Origin of the sequence: Peptostreptococcus sp. MV1 (assembly GCF_000758885.1) — a bacterium.
Lineage (GTDB): Bacteria > Bacillota > Clostridia > Peptostreptococcales > Peptostreptococcaceae > Peptostreptococcus.
In genome coordinates this window covers 15,427-32,357 of sequence record NZ_JRNB01000041.1, presented here as the reverse complement: position 1 = coordinate 32,357, position 16,931 = coordinate 15,427, and the positions used below count along the sequence as shown (strand labels likewise).

The 16,931-nt window shown below is 41.0% G+C and carries 13 protein-coding genes, 1 rRNA gene and 1 pseudogene; 6 read left to right on the top strand and 9 right to left on the bottom strand.

Annotated elements, in window-relative coordinates; all coding sequences use genetic code 11:
- The 4 genes and pseudogenes from rrf to HMPREF1639_RS02880 all read right to left on the bottom strand — a co-directional run.
- Positions 1 to 71 (bottom strand): 5S ribosomal RNA (rrf, locus tag HMPREF1639_RS02895); the annotation flags it as partial.
- A gap of 323 nt (positions 72 to 394) precedes the next feature.
- Positions 395 to 556, bottom strand: a complete 162-nt coding sequence (locus HMPREF1639_RS09210; RefSeq protein WP_156955936.1) for a hypothetical protein — start codon at positions 554 to 556, stop codon at positions 395 to 397.
- 226 nt (positions 557 to 782) lie between these two features.
- A complete protein-coding gene (tkt, locus tag HMPREF1639_RS02885; RefSeq protein WP_036763061.1) occupies positions 783 to 2,774 on the bottom strand; it encodes a transketolase in 1,992 nt (663 codons plus the stop codon).
- Between the two features lie 147 nt (positions 2,775 to 2,921).
- Positions 2,922 to 3,074, bottom strand: a pseudogene (locus HMPREF1639_RS02880) (methylated-DNA--[protein]-cysteine S-methyltransferase); the annotation flags it as partial.
- Positions 3,075 to 3,422: 348 nt separating this feature from the next.
- Here HMPREF1639_RS02880 and HMPREF1639_RS02875 point away from each other — a divergent pair.
- Genes HMPREF1639_RS02875 through HMPREF1639_RS02855 form a run of 5 tightly spaced genes read left to right on the top strand, consistent with a single transcriptional unit; the run spans position 3,423 to position 8,947 of the window.
- Entirely contained in the window at positions 3,423 to 4,406 is a 984-nt protein-coding gene (locus HMPREF1639_RS02875; RefSeq protein WP_036763058.1) for an aspartate-semialdehyde dehydrogenase, read from the top strand.
- Positions 4,407 to 4,429: 23 nt separating this feature from the next.
- Positions 4,430 to 5,737 (top strand): homoserine dehydrogenase, encoded by a 1,308-nt coding sequence (locus HMPREF1639_RS02870; RefSeq protein ID WP_036763057.1) that lies wholly within the window; start codon positions 4,430 to 4,432, stop codon positions 5,735 to 5,737.
- A 25-nt stretch (positions 5,738 to 5,762) separates the two neighbouring features.
- On the top strand, positions 5,763 to 6,812 hold the full coding sequence (gene thrC / locus HMPREF1639_RS02865; RefSeq protein ID WP_036763056.1) for a threonine synthase: 1,050 nt from the start codon (positions 5,763 to 5,765) through the stop codon (positions 6,810 to 6,812).
- 8 nt (positions 6,813 to 6,820) lie between these two features.
- Positions 6,821 to 7,729 (top strand): homoserine kinase, encoded by a 909-nt coding sequence (gene thrB, locus HMPREF1639_RS02860; protein ID WP_036763055.1) that lies wholly within the window; start codon positions 6,821 to 6,823, stop codon positions 7,727 to 7,729.
- Positions 7,730 to 8,947 (top strand): aspartate kinase, encoded by a 1,218-nt coding sequence (locus tag HMPREF1639_RS02855; protein WP_036763054.1) that lies wholly within the window; start codon positions 7,730 to 7,732, stop codon positions 8,945 to 8,947. It abuts the gene before it with no gap.
- 69 nt (positions 8,948 to 9,016) lie between these two features.
- On the opposite strand, the gene HMPREF1639_RS02850 is transcribed toward HMPREF1639_RS02855, so the two are convergent.
- The 5 genes from HMPREF1639_RS02850 to HMPREF1639_RS02830 all read right to left on the bottom strand — a co-directional run bounded on the left by HMPREF1639_RS02850 (position 9,017) and on the right by HMPREF1639_RS02830 (position 15,565).
- The gene (locus HMPREF1639_RS02850; RefSeq protein WP_036763053.1) at positions 9,017 to 10,843 is read right to left on the bottom strand and encodes a cell wall-binding repeat-containing protein; all 1,827 of its coding nucleotides are present in this window, start codon (positions 10,841 to 10,843) and stop codon (positions 9,017 to 9,019) included.
- A 294-nt stretch (positions 10,844 to 11,137) separates the two neighbouring features.
- Entirely contained in the window at positions 11,138 to 12,151 is a 1,014-nt protein-coding gene (locus HMPREF1639_RS02845; RefSeq protein ID WP_036763052.1) for an MBL fold metallo-hydrolase, read from the bottom strand.
- A 10-nt stretch (positions 12,152 to 12,161) separates the two neighbouring features.
- On the bottom strand, positions 12,162 to 13,709 hold the full coding sequence (locus HMPREF1639_RS02840) for an acyl CoA:acetate/3-ketoacid CoA transferase (protein ID WP_036763050.1): 1,548 nt from the start codon (positions 13,707 to 13,709) through the stop codon (positions 12,162 to 12,164).
- 96 nt (positions 13,710 to 13,805) lie between these two features.
- Positions 13,806 to 14,765 (bottom strand): tRNA dihydrouridine synthase DusB, encoded by a 960-nt coding sequence (gene dusB, locus HMPREF1639_RS02835; protein WP_036763049.1) that lies wholly within the window; start codon positions 14,763 to 14,765, stop codon positions 13,806 to 13,808.
- Between the two features lie 32 nt (positions 14,766 to 14,797).
- Positions 14,798 to 15,565 carry a type III pantothenate kinase gene (locus tag HMPREF1639_RS02830; RefSeq protein WP_036763047.1) on the bottom strand — a complete coding sequence of 256 codons (768 nt, stop codon included), beginning with the start codon at positions 15,563 to 15,565 and terminating at the stop codon, positions 14,798 to 14,800.
- A gap of 290 nt (positions 15,566 to 15,855) precedes the next feature.
- On the opposite strand from HMPREF1639_RS02830, the gene HMPREF1639_RS02825 reads away from it, so the two are divergent.
- Complete coding sequence (locus tag HMPREF1639_RS02825; RefSeq protein ID WP_036763046.1) at positions 15,856 to 16,839, top strand: biotin--[acetyl-CoA-carboxylase] ligase; 984 nt, start codon at positions 15,856 to 15,858, stop codon at positions 16,837 to 16,839.
- Positions 16,840 to 16,931: the final 92 nt, after the last annotated feature.

Here is a 16,931-nt window from a genome sequence, read left to right as displayed (position 1 = left end):
TCAGCGCTAAGGAGCTTAACTTCTGTGTTCGGAATGGGAACAGGTGTATCCTCCTTGCCATAGTAACCACATTTTAGTAAGACCACAATCTATTTTTCAAACTGAATTGGTCAAACTTTCTTTAACTCTGCCGTCCTCTCAAGGACAAGTATTATAATATCATAATTGCTTTTTACCGTCAACACTTTTTCAGAAGTTTTTTTGCAAAAAAGTAAGTTTTTTAACAAACACTGAAAGTATACGAACTTTTTATTTATACACACTTTATACGTACATATTTAAGCGAACTTTTACGTCTTTTCATTAATAATAAATATGCATTGTATAATCAATCCTATACATAAAATATACTTATGCCTTTTAGCATTACAATTTCAATGAAGAAATTACAATATTATTTCGTAAAAATATAGTCTCTATAGGCCTTCCTATAAAGACTTGAAAACTCAGCATAAAAATAGATACTCATCAGGCCAGCATACAAGGCTCCAAACTCTATCAAGATCTCCTTGCTGAGAAGCATGGATGCAGACTCTATATAGTTTAGGTTTGCCACATTGTTTATCTTATATGTCTATTCTAGCAAGATATCAAGCAAAAATCATAAATTATGGACAAGTGGTCATATCTGGTGACAAGTGGCAAAAAAGGTCCCACTTATCTGGATATCCAGATAAGTGGGACCTCATAAACAGACTTAGCATATCAAAGCCTATATTTTATTCTTTTACTTGGCTAAATCATTAGCCTTTGCGTCACTCTATTATGACTCGACCTATTTCTTACTTAACTAGGGCCTTAGCCTTTTCTACTACATTAGCCACGCTAAATCCAAAGTGTTCGAACAATACCTTAGCTGGTGCTGATGCTCCAAATGTAGTCATTGCAACTACATCACCATCTAGGCCAACATACTTGTACCATGGCATTGGGTTAGCTGCTTCTACAGCCAATCTAGTTCTAACAGCTGCTGGAAGAACTGATTCTATATATTCTGGAGACTGAGCCTCAAATATATCCATACATGGTATAGATACTACTCTTACTGACTTGCCTTCCTTTTCTAGTTCAAGCTTAGCACCAAGAGCTAATTCTACTTCTGAACCAGATGCCATTATGATTAGGTCTATCTTGTCCTTGTTGGCTGCCTCTGCTAGTACATATCCACCCTTGAAGGCTTCCTTAGAAGAACCTTCTAACTGAGGTAGGTTCTGTCTAGTAAGAACTATAGCAGTTGGAGTTGCCTCTGAACCTATAGCACTTGCCCATGCTGCTGCAGTTTCTGTGTAGTCAGCTGGTCTAAATACATTTAGGTTCGGTATAGACCTTAACATAGCCAACTGTTCTATTGGCTCATGTGTAGGACCATCTTCACCAACACCGATTGAGTCGTGAGTCAGTACAAATGTCACTGGTAGACCCATTAGGGCTGATAGTCTTATCATTGGCTTCATAAAGTCAGAGAATACGAAGAATGTAGCACAGTATGGGTTTAGTCCACCATGTAGGTAGATACCATTAGTGATAGCTGTCATAGCCATTTCTCTTACACCAAAGTGGATATTTCTACCGCTTCTATCAGAAGCTGAGAAGAATCCCTGTCCCTTCATTTCTGTCTTGTTAGATGGAGATAGGTCAGCTGATCCACCAACTAGGTTAGGATATATGTCCTTTAATTTATTGATTATCTCTCCTGATACAGCTCTAGTGGCCATAGCCTTGTCCTCATGAGCCCAATAAGCTTCAGAATCCATAATCTTGCTTACATCTGGCTTTGCAAAGTATTCATCCCATAGCTTGGCTTCCTGAGGATACTTATCTGCATATTCTGCAAACATAGCCTTCCATGCTTCTTCCTTCTTGGCACCTTCTTGTGCAAGAGCCTTGTAGTGGTCATATATTTCTGCATCTACTTCAAATGCTGTCTGATTTTCCCAACCTAGGAACTTTCTAAGTTCTGCTACATTTTCCTCACCTAGTGGTTCTCCGTGGGCAGATGCCTTACCAACTTTAGCTGGACACCCGTATCCAATCTGAGTTTTGCATATGATTAGAGATGGTCTTTCCTTGTCAGCCTTAGCCTTGGCAATAGCTGCATCAATAGCTTCTAGGTCATTACCGTCAGCTACCACCTGCACCTGGAAGCCAAATGCTTTAAATCTAGCAGCTACATCTTCTGTAAAGGCAACATCTGTGTCACCTTCTATAGTTATCTTATTTGAATCGTATAGGACGATTAGTTTGTCTAATTTTAGTGTTCCGGCCAATGATAGGGCTTCGTAGGCTATACCCTCCATCAAACATCCATCACCAGTTAGGGCATATGTATAGTGGTCAACTAATGGGTATCCATCCTTGTTGAACTTGGCTGCCAAGTGTGCCTCTGCCATAGCCATACCTACTGCTGTAGATACACCTGCTCCCAAAGGTCCTGTAGTAGATTCTACACCTGCTGTATGCTTGTATTCTGGATGACCTGGAGTAAGGCTACCAAACTGCCTGAAGTTCTTTAAATCATCTATACTAAGGTCTCCATATCCAAACATATGAAGTAGTGAGTATAGTAGTGAAGAACCGTGTCCTGCTGATAGGATGAACCTGTCCCTGTTTTCCCAGTTAGGATTTTTAGGGTTGTGATTCATATTGTTAGCCCATAGACTGTATGCTATAGGTGCTGCACCTAGTGGCAAGCCTGGGTGTCCTGAATTGGCCTTTTGAACCTGGTCAGCTGACAAGATTCTCAAAGCATTTACTGCCTTTTGATTAATGTTCATATTAAATAACCTCCAATTAAATTACATATTCTTTTCGATTATAAGGTATCTATCATTAAAAGTCCTATTAAATAGTCTATAATAATCCTTATGCTACTCTATATATTTTAACTTAATTAGCCACAAATTACAATTTTTATCACAAAATTAATCTATATTTATGCCCTCATGCTCCAATAGCCACTTCTTCTTGTCTATACCACCAGCATAGCCAATCAGACTACCATCACTTCCAACAACCCTGTGGCAGGGTATAATTATACCTATAGGGTTGTGGCCGACTGCACCACCAACTGCTTGATCACATACCAGGGTCAAAGGCCCTAGGGGTGACTCATATCCTTTTGAATAATACATACAAGACCTCCTCAAAATTTTATATTTCCATCCCTAACTTGTACACCTATATTATAACTTATCATATAAAATATATCAAAAAATTGCATCCCTATTAGCCTTAAATTTCATTTTTTAGATATTTACTATTTACAAAAACTTTTTTATGACGTATAATGTTTTACAAACTTTATATAATATATTAATGCGATTTAGCGAATCAAGCGAGAGTGGACTAACTGCACTTGCTTTTTAAATAATGACACTCGTCATACAAAACTCATAAATAAAGGTTAAGGAGGAAATAGTATTATGGCTAATTTCGCAATTGTAGGAGCCACAGGGCTCGTAGGAACAAAGATGATTGAAAGGCTTGGTGAGAGCAAGCTGGAGGTTGATAATATCTACCTTATGGCATCATCAAGGTCAGCTGGAAGGGTTCTCCAGTTCAGAGGCCAGGATGTAGTCGTTGAAGAATTGACGGATAGGTCCTTTGACAAGGAAATCGATTATGCAATCTTCTCTGCAGGTGGAGATACTTCTCGTAAGTTTGCACCTATAGCAGAAGCAAGGGGCATAGTCGTTATTGACAACTCAAGTGCTTGGAGGATGGAAGAAGACATCGACCTGATAGTGCCAGAGTGCAATGAACCTAAACTCAAGAGAAAAATCATAGCTAACCCAAACTGCTCTACTATTCAGTCAGTAGTTCCACTAAAGCCACTGCATGATGCCTTTGGTCTAAAGCGTGTAGCCTACACAACTTATCAGGCTGTATCAGGATCAGGCAAGGGTGGTATAGACGACCTAGTAAATGGTCAAAATGGACAGGAGCCTAAGAAATATCCTCATCCAATCTACAACAATGTCCTTCCCCACATAGACGTATTCTTGGAAAACGGCTACACAAAGGAAGAGATGAAGATGATTGATGAGACAAAAAAAATATTATCACTTGGTGACGATGTAAAGATCACAGCCACTTGTGCCCGTGTTCCAGTCCTAAATTCACACTCAGTAGACATCAATGTAACATTCAAAGAAGATACTAGTGTGGAAGAAATCAGAAAAATATTAAGGGATGCACCTGGACTAGTCCTAGTAGATGAACCGGACAAGAATGCCTATCCTACTCCACTAGAAGCCAGTGGTAGCGATGAGGTCTATGTCGGAAGAATCAGGAGAGATATTTCCCAGGACAATACTTTCTATATCTGGTGTGTAGCAGATAATATTAGAAAGGGAGCAGCCAGCAATGCAGTCCAAATAGCAGAGATGCTAGAAGCAAGAAAATAAACAAAGAAAAGGAGGAATTTATTTTGAAAACATTACAGATAGGAATATTTGGTCTAGGAACCGTTGGCTCCTCAACCGTGCAGATACTTACCTGCAATCGTGAATTGGTAGAGCGCCAGCTAGGGGCTACCACGCAGATAAGCAAAATATGTGTCAGAGATACCGGGAAGACCCGCACCGTTGATACATCCAATAGCATACTTACCTCCAGGCCTGAAGACATTCTTCTAGACCCAAAGATAGATATAGTAGTTGAAGTAATGGGAGGAATAGAGAAATCCAAGGAAATTATAGAAGCCGCCTTTAAAAATGGAAAACACGTTGTTTCGGCAAACAAAGACCTAATCGCCCTCTATGGCAAGGAATTATCAGAGCTAGCCAAACAAAACAATTGTCATTTCTTTTTTGAAGCCGCAGTCGCCGGTGGAATACCTATTCTAAGAACTTTACAATCCTCCCTTACAGGAAATCATATAAATAAAATCAGCGGAATCGTAAATGGTTCCACAAACTACATTCTCACTCGTATGGAAATCGAAAATTTATCATTGGAATCAATCATAGAAGATGCCAAAGCCCTAGGTTACTTAGAGGCAGACCCAAGTGCTGACCTAGATGGCCTAGACGCAGCAAGAAAGTGTGCAATACTTGCTAGCCTTGGTTTTCACAATCTCGTAAAATCAAATCAGGTATACGTATCAGGAATCAGAAACATATCTCTAGAAGACATAAAACAAGCAAACAAATTAGGTTACAAAATTAAATTACTGGCTATTGCTGAAAACAAGAAAGACGGTATTGTCGCCAGAGTCCATCCAGTATTAATCAGCCAAGACCACCCATTAGCAGGCGTTCAATATGAATTCAATGCTGTGTATGTGGATGGAGACTATCTAGGCCAGACCATGTACTATGGCAGGGGAGCTGGAGGAAATCCAACAGGTTCAGCCGTTGTAGGCGACATTATAGCCCTTGGCAGACAGGTCCTAGCCCAGACAAGGCCAGACCTAGACTATGCTAGCATGGGAGACAAAGCCATCATAGATATTGAAGACCTAGACTTTTCCTACTACATGAGGCTAGAAACAGACCTAAAAGAAGACCAGCTAGCTGACCTACTAAGCAAAAGAGATATAAAGATAAGATCAATAGAGAATGTAAACCTAAACGAAGAGACAAGTGATACTAAAAAACTTGAAAAACCAGCTGACAAGAATGAATTTGTAATTATAACAGAGAGAGTGAGAGAGAAAGATTTTAAGAAGTCGATTGAAGAATTAGAAAAAACATCTAATTCAATAACAGTAATTAGAATAGAAGAAGATATATAGACAGGATACAAAGGAGACTTAGAATATGAAATGGCAAGGACTAATAAATCAATATAAGGAATTTTTACCAGTTAATGAAAATACACCAATGGTGTCCCTATACGAGGGCAACACTCCCCTAATCAAGAGTCTAAACCTTAGCAAAGAATTGGGCATAGACCTATACTTCAAATTTGAAGGCCTAAATCCAACAGGCTCATTTAAGGACCGTGGTATGTTCATGGCAATAGCCAAGGCAATAGAGGAAGGCTCTGATACTATCATGTGTGCCAGCACAGGAAATACATCAGCATCAGCAGCTGCCTATGGAGCTAGGTATGGCCTGAGGACTATAGTATTAATACCAGATGGCTACATTGCTATGGGTAAATTGGCCCAGGCCCTACAATATGGAGCCCAAGTGGTAGCTATCCAGGGTAACTTTGACGATGCCCTAAACCTAGTAAAGGAAATTACTCAATCCCATCCAATCACATTGGTAAACTCACTCAATCCATACAGGATAGAGGGTCAAAAAACAGGGGCTTTCGAAATAGTAGATGACCTAGGAGATGCACCAGACTACCTGGCCATACCAGTTGGAAATGCAGGCAATATCACAGCCTACTGGAAGGGCTTCAAGGAGTACAAAAAAGCGGGCAAATCATCAAAGCTACCAAAGATGAAGGGCTACCAGGCCAAGGGAGCATCTCCAATAGTTGAAGGCCACCCATTTGAAAATCCTGACACAGTAGCAACAGCTATCAGAATAGGAAACCCAGCATCTTGGGACAAGGCCCTAGCAGCCAGAGATGAATCAAGTGGTTCTATCAAGGCAGTAACAGATGATGAAATCCTAGCAGCCTACAAGCTCCTATCAGACCATGAAGGTGTATTTGCAGAACCTGCCTCAGCAGCATCTCTAGCCGGTGTCATCCAGTCTATCAAGAATGGTGACATAGAAAAGGGAGCCCAGGTAGTTTGCATACTAACAGGTAATGGCCTAAAGGACCCAGATACTTGCCTAGAATCAGCAGTCAAGCCTCCGTCTATTCCAGCCAACCTGGAAAGTGTATTAAAGCTAATAGAAGGTTAGGTGGTCTTATGATTAGAGTGAGAGTACCAGCAACTACAGCCAATATGGGACCTGGATATGATGTCTTGGGCATGGCCCTATCACAGTATTCAACATTCCAATGCCATGAAGATGACCAGATATCTGTAATAGTTCAAGGACTTGAAAGTGAAAAATTAGCCGGCCAAGACTACAAGGACAATCTAGTGGTCAAGTCTATGAACCACCTCTTCAAGTACGTCAACAAGTACCCAAGAGGCTACAAACTTGAAATTATAAATGATATCCCCCTAGCTAGGGGGATGGGGTCTAGCGCTTCTGCTATAGTAGGTGGTCTAATCCTAGCCAACCACCTGGTGGATGCCAACCTAGACCAGGGCGAAATACTAAAACTAGCCACTCAGATAGAGGGACACCCTGACAATGTGGCACCAGCCCTAATGGGGAACCTAGTCCTATCTACAAAGACACCAGACGACCAGGTAATCTACCATTCAATCGTTCCATTTGATGGCATGGCCTGCGTTGTATTTATACCCGACTATGAAGTATCCACTAGTATGTCTAGGTCTGTCCTACCCCAGTCTGTCAGTATGGCAGATGCAGTCCACACTAGTGGTAACCTCAGCCTTATGCTAGCTGGTTTTATGACTGGCAACAAGGACCTAATAGGCAAGACTATGGTAGATAGGCTTCACGAGCCATATAGAAAGAACCTAATCAAAAACTTTGATGACTTCAAGGAAGCTGCCCTCGAAGCAGGAGCCTTTGCCTTTTCCTTGAGTGGGTCTGGATCTACCATCATAGCCTATTGTGATGATGAATCTGCCCCATATGTAAAAAGGGCCTTTGAAGGCATCAGTGAAAAATATTCCATCAGTGGAACTAGCAAAATATTAGCACCTTGTAGCCGGGGTGCAGTCTGTGAGGTGGTCTAAATGGGACTAATAGTACAAAAATATGGAGGTAGCTCTCTTGCCGACAAGGAAAAAATCCTGAATGTAGCAAGTAGAATAGCAGAAACTAAGAGAAAGGGCAACAAGGTCATAGCCATTGTATCTGCCATGGGCAAGACTACAGATAGGCTGATACAGATGGCCAAAGAAATATCCCAAATGCCACCAAAAAGAGAAATGGATAGGCTCCTATCAACTGGTGAGCAAATATCCATGTCTCTACTAGCCATGGCCATTCAATCAATGGGGGAAAAGGCCATATCCCTATCAGGCCCCCAGGCAGGTATTATGACAGATGCATCCCACAGCAAGGCAAGAATCACTAATGTAGCTGCTGATAGACTAAAAAAGGAGCTAGAAGAGGATAATATAATCATAGTTGCTGGCTTCCAGGGAAAGAATGCTGACTATGATGTCACTACCCTAGGTAGGGGTGGATCAGATACATCAGCAGTAGCAATCGCTGCAGCAGTGGATGCAGACCTATGTGAGATCTTCACAGACGTAGACGGAGTATACTCTTGTGACCCTAGAATAGTGCCCCAGGCCAAAAAGCTCAAGGCCGTATCCTATGACGAAATGCTAGAGCTAGCTATTTTGGGTGCCAAGGTATTACAGCCTAGGTCTGTTGAGTTAGCAAAGACTCACAAGGTTGTCGTTCATGTAAGATCGAGTTTTAACCACAATTTAGGAACAGTAGTCAAGGAGGACACTTCTATGGAACATAACGGATTAATTACAGGTATAGCCCACGACTTCAATGTAGCCAAGGTCGTTGTATTCGGAGTACCCGACAAGCCTGGCATAGCTGCCAGGGTATTTGGAGAAATATCGAAACTAAATATAAATATACAGATGATAGTCCAGTCTGCCCAGACTGAGAATATGAACGATATAGCCTTTACTTGCCCAATTGAAGAGGCAAAGGAAGCCAAGGACGCCCTAGAAAAGGTAGTCAAGGAGATTGGTGCTAGGTCAGTCGTAATCACTGATAAGCTGGCCAAGGTCAGCATAGTTGGTGCCGGTATGATGACTCATACAAATATAGCATCTAGGATGTTCTCTGCCCTAGCAGGTGCAGGAGTAAATATAGACATGATATCTACATCTGAGATAACAATTTCAGTAATTGTGGAATCTGACAAGTGCCAGGCAGCAGTCCAGGCCCTAGCCAAGGAATTCGACCTGCTGGAAGCTTAATAATTATGGGGAGGTCCCCATCCTAAGTAATTGGATGGAAAACCTCCCCTTTATTTTGTCTATTAATAACTAGTCTCTAAGGCTGGGCAAATTATCTACATACCTCATTGCATTTAGGTAATGGTAATTCCAAGTATGGATGATGCTGAGAGGCTCTGCTATATAGCCATCTGCTAGGGTAGCGTGTATAGTCATCGGCCTACCGCCATTCATACCTAGGTATAAGGCTGCATGGCTGTATCCATTGCCATAAGCTGTATATGATATATCTCCTGGCCACATATTCTTGAAGTTGGTCGCAATATATCTACCACCAAACTTTCTACCATCTAGGTACTGGGCCTTTACCATCCTGTATCCGTTATCAGCACGCATATTACAGTCATTTGGTCCTGGTATATGGATACCGAATTCCTTGTAGGCGCTATATACCGCACCACAGCAATATACACCTGACCTATCCCTCAAGTCATTTCCGAACCACTTAAATGGCAGACCATCGAACTGGGTTGCAAAGTTTACTATTTCCTGGCCCTTGAACCTAGCCTTGGCATTTGGAAGCCTCAACCACTGGTTTGATAACTCCGCCTGACTAGGACCATACCAAGTAATTCTCTTGCCCCTGTGTCCCTGAGGCCTACTGCCTGTAGTCAACTTGCCATCCTTGGCAAACCAGTAGGCACCTTCACCCGTTGACTTGATGCCGTTTTTATACATCTTGTAGTCACTAGGAGAGAAATAGTAGAGGCTCTTGTTTACATAAGTCCAACCCCTCCTCAGTCCATTTGTAGGTTCAGAATAATATGTTTCTCCATTCTTGTTTACAAATCCTTGGGCTATTGCTCCATCTGATTCTAATATAAAGGTCTTGTTACCAAAGCTTATAAAGCCGTCCTTAGTACCGGCATAAGTCACATAATCGTCCTTATCTAGGTCACGTATGAAATATTTTCCGCCTTCCTTTTCTATCTGGGCCTTGTCTAGCCTAGCAACTACATTTCTAACAGGAGTAGGGTCTACACCATCTATGGCTATATCTATCATATTTGATGTGACTGATGAATTACCACCTACAATAAATGTTTCCTCTGAACCACTACATATCTCTGTAATACTTGAATATACCTTCTTTGGTGCTAAGACAACATCGGCCTCTCTAGCATTGGCTATATTGACTGCTGAAAGTGCATCGGCAAAGTCACTACCATTTACCAAGACTACATTTTTTGCTTCCGTCCTGTCTGCAATCCTAGCAGAAGTCTGGTACCTATCACTGCCTGATATCCTCTCTGCACCGTCAAATGGAAGGGCTTCAGGACCTCCAAGTACATACCTGATATCCTTACCCTCAGATATAGTTTTTACGTTATTTTTGTTTGCCAGCAAGAGACCTAACCTATTATCCTTAAGTAGCCTTGATGCACTAAGGGCATCTGCAAACTGGTCACCACTAGCAAGTCCAAATTCTTCATACTTAGCTTCCTTTAAGGTTGCCTGGTTAGTCTCGTACCTATTTAGTCCTGCTAGCCTAACAACCTCTATTCCCCTATCTTCTAGGCTCTTTTGGAAACTGTCACTTACGACCTCACTACCACCTACTATATAGGCCTTTTTCATATCTGTAGCATTTAGGTCAAAGTCTGTAGTTCCATCAACTAAGATAAGCTTGGCATTTTGTGAATTACAAATATTGATAGCTGATAGGGCATCCTGGAACTTGTACCCATTAGCAAAGACTACCACATCAGAATCTACATACTTGGCAGACTCTATAGATGTCTTGAACCTGTCACTACCACTAACTCTTGTGTAACTACCACTCGCATTAGCCACCACTAGACTCGATGCCAATATAGCAAATGACAAGGCCAGCGAGCTTACTTTCTTGAACTTCATACATAACCTCCGAAATTTTTAATATTTTATATGATTTTATTATATATTATTGACCACTACTTTTCAATAAAGTTTTTGACTTATTATATGTTATTTTTTCGAAACTTTTTTAAATATACTTAAAATACTATATAAATTAACAAGAAAAAGTCATACCTTATCTTTACAAACAATATATGACCTAAGCCAATTATTATATGCCAATGTTTTGAATATCTAGCCTTCTATTTTTTATTTATATCTTTATTACACATATTTGACTACATATATTTATTAAAAACAGGTATCTTTATTTTATCTATTTTCCAGCCACTGGGCATCATACCTGTCCCTTATCTTCTTAAAGTACAATGTGCCCTCTCTCTCATCCATATGAACCTGTCCCCTCTTAATCATATGGTCAATATGGGCCATTGTCTCTCCTGATGCGAAAAACTTTTGGGCAGGTGGAAAGTCATCCCAGCTATCTGCCTTGATCCTCCAACTAATCCTTGGTGATAGGTCCCTGATAGTGTACTCCACACCTTCCTCCATGGCATCCAAAATTTCTTGTAGCCTCAAGATATGGTGGTCTATTATTTCGTCAATCCTTTTGACGTGGTCTGCCACCAAGTCTCTATGAGTTGAAAATACGTGGTCGAAATCCATCTTCCTCAAGCCAAGAAGTGTATTTATATAAATACCTAGGGCATCTCCCTCTTCAAATCCCCAGAAGGTAATATTAGGAGTAATGGTCTCTAATATGGTGTCCCCACAGAAGAATATCTTGTGTTTTTTCTCATATAGGCCTATATGACCAGGCGTATGACCCTTTAGGTTTATTACTTCAAACTCGTATTCACCAGTTTTTATGACATCTCCAGGTGCAACTATATCCATATCTACCTCATCAGGTGCCTGGAACAAGTAGCCTGGATGGTCTTCTAGCATTATTTCTCCGCCAGTCACATTGAAATAGTCTAGTAACTTGTAGAGAAGTTTCCAATAGCTACCATTGGCTGCATCATTGATTATCTTGCCATCTACAGCACTGGCATAGACCTTACAACCAGCATTTTTGAAGTCTGAGGCTAGGCCGGAGTGGTCTGCGTGCATATGAGTGATAAAGAGGTCCGTATCCGATATCTTTAGGCCCAATTCTGCCAGACCTGCCACCATAGAATCTAGGGTTTCTTGCGTATGGTAACCGGTATCTAGAACTAGGTTCTTGTCCCTGTCCTTTATTATGTAAATATTAGTCGCCTTTAGGGGACTCTTGGGCAAGACTGCCTGAAATGTATATATATTCTTGTAAACTTCCTTAATCATACTTACCTCCTTACTTTATACCCATCAGACCTTCTTGGAATATCCTCAGGTCCATAGTCTTCAAGTCTTCTGCTATCCTAGGCACAAATTCCATCTGGTCTAGAATATCCCTTTCAAGGTCGACCCCAGGTGCAATTTCCACCAAAACTATACCACCCTCTCTTAGGGCAAATACACATCTCTCAGTCACAAAAATTACATTCTGGCCATTTTCCAGACTCTCTTCTGCGCTGAAAGTTATCTCATCTATATTATTCTTGAACTTTTTCTTTTTTCCTTCCTGAACAATATGAAGTTTACCATCACGAACCTCTGTTACTAGGCCGCCAGCAGTCATAGTCCCACAAAATACTATATCCTTTGTCGACTGGGTAATATCAATAAAACCACCACAACCGCCTATCCTATCGCCAAAACGGCTGACATTTATATTGCCTATAGGGTCCATCTCAGCAAATCCCAAAAATGTCTTCTTCAGGCCACCACTATTGTAGAAGTCAAACTGGCTGGCCATAGCCAGACCTGCCCAGGAGTTTACAGCCGAACCAAAATTAGATCCACCTAGAGGTATTCCCCCTATAAGTCCACTCTCAACCGTCAATATAATATTTTCCAAACCCTCTTCTTCTGCAACAGAGGATACAGCTTCTGGTATGCCTATACCTAGGTTGACCACTGAATTGTCTTCCAGTTCAAGTACAGCCCTCCTAGCTATTAGCTTTCTCTCATTTAGGGCTAGAGGCTCAAAACCGAAATTATCAGACTTATACCTACCAGCTATGATTGGATCGTAATAAGTTCCAGGAGTCTGACGGTGATATATTTCTGGCTCTTCAGACTTGACAATCGCATCCACAAATACACCTGGTATAACCACGTCCTGCCTGTTCATAGACTTGGAAGATACAAGGTTCTTAACCTGGACAATCACCTTGCCCCCACAGGCCTTGACAGCCATAGCCACATCTAGGGAATCTATAATTGAAGACTCCTCTTCCATGCTGATATTGCCAAATTCATCAGCAGTCGTCCCCCTGATAATACCAATATTATAATTAGGAACCTTATATTTCAAATACTCTCTACCATCTATTTCTATCAGGTCTACGAGATCTTCCCTAGCTGCCTGGTTAACCTTACCTCCCCTTATTCTAGGGTCGCAATAGGTCTTTAGACCTATCCTAGTGATTTCGAAAGCTTTTCCTCCAGCCGCCTGCCTATATAGGTGGGCGATTACCCCCTGTGGAAAGTTGTAGGCCTCCACCTCATTTTTCAAGGCCATTTCTATCATAGGCCTATTGTTAGCAAAATGAGCCGTCACATATCTCTTAATCAGACCTGGATAGGATAGCTCACATATCCCCTGGTCATTATTATTACCCAGGCCAGCCCCCTGATATAGGGTTAGATTTCTGGGGCTACCCTCTTTCAAAAACCTCTGCCCAATCCTCACCATCATCTCCCTAGCAGCAGTTGCCAGCATAAAGCCAGAAAAGGCTATAGTATCTCCGTCCTCTATCAGGTCTATAGCCTGATCAAAACCCATCACCTTGTTCATCAATTTCCCTCCTAAAAAAGGGATGCTAGCAAAACTCATGTTAAATTTTTCTGCTAATACCCCCTATATTTTTTCTGATATTGTATATCTATATTTTTAATATTGTCTATACTTCTCCAAGGTATCAATTACCTCCTTGGCAGTCTCCATATGATTAATCTGGTCCCTAAATCTGGCAGAATGTTTCATCCCCTTTAGGTACCAACCTATATGTTTACGCATTTCTCTAACAGCCACAAACTCTCCATGCTCCTCAATGGCCAAGCCCATATGTTTAATCGCTATGTCTATCTTTTCATCCTTGCTAGGCTGGTCCAAGAGCTGGCCTGTCTTCATATAGTGATCTATTCTCTTGAAGATCCAAGGATTTCCCTGGGCTCCCCTACCTATCATAATAGCATCACATCCTGTATGGTCTTTGATTCTAATAGCATCTTCTACACTAGTCACATCGCCATTACCTATAACTGGTATGGATATTTGAGACTTGACATCCCTGATAATATCCCAATCCGCCTGGCCTGAATAATACTGTTCCCTAGTCCTACCATGAATTGTAAGGGCGCTGATTCCACAGGCCTCTGCTATCTTGGCTATCTCAAGGGCGTTTATCGAAGACTCATCCCAACCCTTACGTATCTTTAGGGTCACCGGCTTGTTTGAATTTTTGACTACCTGAGTCAAGACTTCCTCTGCCAGCTTGGGATTTCTCATCAAGGCTGAACCATCACCATTCTTAACTACCTTGGGTGCCGGACACCCCATGTTTATATCCAAAATTTCGTTTGGATAGTCATTTAAAATCTGAGCAGCCCTTCCCATAAATTCAGGATCACTACCAAAAATCTGGACGGCAACCGGATGTTCCTCATCTAATATATTTAACATCTTCTTTGTATTTTTGTCATCATAGCAAAGGGCCTTGGCATTTATCATCTCTGTATATAGGAGACCACATCCCAATTCTTTGCATATTAACCTAAATGGCAGGTCTGTTACTCCTGCCATTGGTGCCAAAAAAACTTCATTTTCAACTTCAAAATCTCTAAACTTCACTAACCTACTTCTCCTATCTAAATAAAAGAGGTTTATATATTCTTTTCGTATATGATCCTTAGTCCTTCAAGAGTAAGGTTTGGATCTATCACATCTATGGCATCTGTTTCTTGAGATATCATATTAGCCAGACCACCAGTAGCAATTACTAGAGTCGTCTCGTCCTTCAATTCCTTCTTCATCAGACCTACTATCTTCTCAACCTGGCCTGCATAGCCATATATGATACCAGACTGCATAGCTGATACAGTATCCTTACAAATCACAGTATCCGGAGTCACTAGCTCTACCCTTGGTAGCTTGGAAGCATTCTGGAATAGGGCCTCGCTAGAAATCTTCATACCTGGAGAAATTGCCCCCCCTAGGTATTCACCCCTCTTTGATATAGCACAATATGTAGTCGCCGTACCAAAGTCAATAATTATAACTGGACAGTTGTACTTTGATATGGCTGCCACAGCATTTACAATCCTATCAGCCCCAACCATCTTGGGGTCTTCATACTTAATATTCAGACCAGTCTTTATACCAGGCCCAACAACCAATGGACTAATATTACAATACTTCCTACAGAAGTTTTCCAAAGAGTGCATTACCGCTGGCACTACTGATGATATGATAATAGCATCTATCACGCTCAAAGATATATCACTAGCATCAAACAAATTCTTGATCAAGACACCATATTCATCTGAAGTCTTATTCAAGTCTGTATTTATTCTCCAATCCCTGATTAGGCTGTCTCCATCGTATACGCCCAATACCATATTTGTATTTCCTACATCAAATACCAATAACATATATATGTACCATTCCTTTATTCTTATTTATCAAAAAAATATTATCAACATTTTCACAAATGTTGGTCTACAATACTGAAATTGCCCTTTTGTAACGTTTCTATTATATCATTAATACACCCCGAGGTACAGAAATTTTTTTGCCCTTATCCTGTCTAGAGTATAATTATTATACCAGAGCCAAGAATTACTTAATTTAATAATTTTATTCCTATAAAAGACCCACATCAAGTGGCATATATGATAGTATAATATATATAATACCAAATTTTCATTAGGATGGTGACACGATGACTAAAACAAGGGAAAAAGTAATAAATATACTAATAGACAACTCAGACAAGTACATATCAGGCGAATATATATCAGATATATTGGGCCTATCAAGGGCATCCATATGGAAGCACATCAAGGCCCTAAAGAGCGAAGGCTTTGATATAGAATCAAAGTCCGGCCACGGATACAGGCTGCACGAGCAGGAAAAAAGAGGGATGAATTCCTATGAGATAAAACACAAGCTAAAGACCTCCTACATGGGACAGGAGGTCTACTACTTCGACTCCATAGACTCTACCAACATATACGCCAACACTATAGCCAACAAGGTTCCAGAAGGCAGTGTGGTTGTAGCCAAGGAACAAACCCAAGGCAAGGGTAGGTCCGGCAAGGTATGGGTATCTGACCAAGACCAGGGAATCTACTTCTCAACAATTCTCAAGCCATCAATACCTATCACCAGGGCAGCCTTCCTTACACAGGTAGCAGGAGCAGCCCTAACCACTAGCCTAGAAAAGTTAGGCATCCCCTGCCAGATAAAATGGCCCAATGACCTAGTATTGAATGGCAAAAAAATAGCCGGCATACTGACAGAGATGAGGGCAGAGATAGAGAGTATTTCCTATATCGTAGTTGGGATTGGTGTAAATGTAGGCCCAAAGACCTTTGACCAATCAATCGCCAATGTAGCCACATCCCTAGCCAACGAAGACTACGAGGTCAGTGAACTAGACCTAATAAGGGGCTTTTTTCTAGACTTTGAAGACTTCTATGAAGACTTTAAGAACAAGGACTACAGGAGAATTTTGGACATTTTGAAAGACAAGTCAGCAGTCCTTGGCAAGGAAATCTACGTGATTAGGGATGGGCAAAAGGAGAAGGTCTTTGCTGAGAATATCGATGAATATGGGAATTTGATAGTTAGAAATGAATTGGGTTTCTTGGAAGAGGTCTTTACTGGGGAGATTTCTATTAGAGGACTTGATTCTTATATATAGTCTAAGAGGCTAGCTTGAATGTACAATAGGTCTTGCGCAGTAAAATTTGGAGAGAATTATGTAATTTCAATGCGAAATGAGCGCCCAAAAAT

Bases quoted from the DNA above. Each gene is read 5' to 3' on its own strand.
- HMPREF1639_RS02845 (WP_036763052.1), bottom strand. From the start codon at position 12,151: ATGATTAAGGAAGTTTACAAGAATATATATACATTTCAGGCAGTCTTG.
- HMPREF1639_RS02840 (WP_036763050.1), bottom strand. From the start codon at position 13,709: ATGAACAAGGTGATGGGTTTTGATCAGGCTATAGACCTGATAGAGGAC.
- tkt (WP_036763061.1), bottom strand. From the start codon at position 2,774: ATGAACATTAATCAAAAGGCAGTAAATGCTTTGAGAATCTTGTCAGCT.
- HMPREF1639_RS02830 (WP_036763047.1), bottom strand. From the start codon at position 15,565: ATGTTATTGGTATTTGATGTAGGAAATACAAATATGGTATTGGGCGTA.
- HMPREF1639_RS02875 (WP_036763058.1), top strand. From the start codon at position 3,423: ATGGCTAATTTCGCAATTGTAGGAGCCACAGGGCTCGTAGGAACAAAG.
- HMPREF1639_RS02850 (WP_036763053.1), bottom strand. From the start codon at position 10,843: ATGAAGTTCAAGAAAGTAAGCTCGCTGGCCTTGTCATTTGCTATATTG.
- thrB (WP_036763055.1), top strand. From the start codon at position 6,821: ATGATTAGAGTGAGAGTACCAGCAACTACAGCCAATATGGGACCTGGA.
- HMPREF1639_RS02825 (WP_036763046.1), top strand. From the start codon at position 15,856: ATGACTAAAACAAGGGAAAAAGTAATAAATATACTAATAGACAACTCA.
- thrC (WP_036763056.1), top strand. From the start codon at position 5,763: ATGAAATGGCAAGGACTAATAAATCAATATAAGGAATTTTTACCAGTT.
- HMPREF1639_RS02855 (WP_036763054.1), top strand. From the start codon at position 7,730: ATGGGACTAATAGTACAAAAATATGGAGGTAGCTCTCTTGCCGACAAG.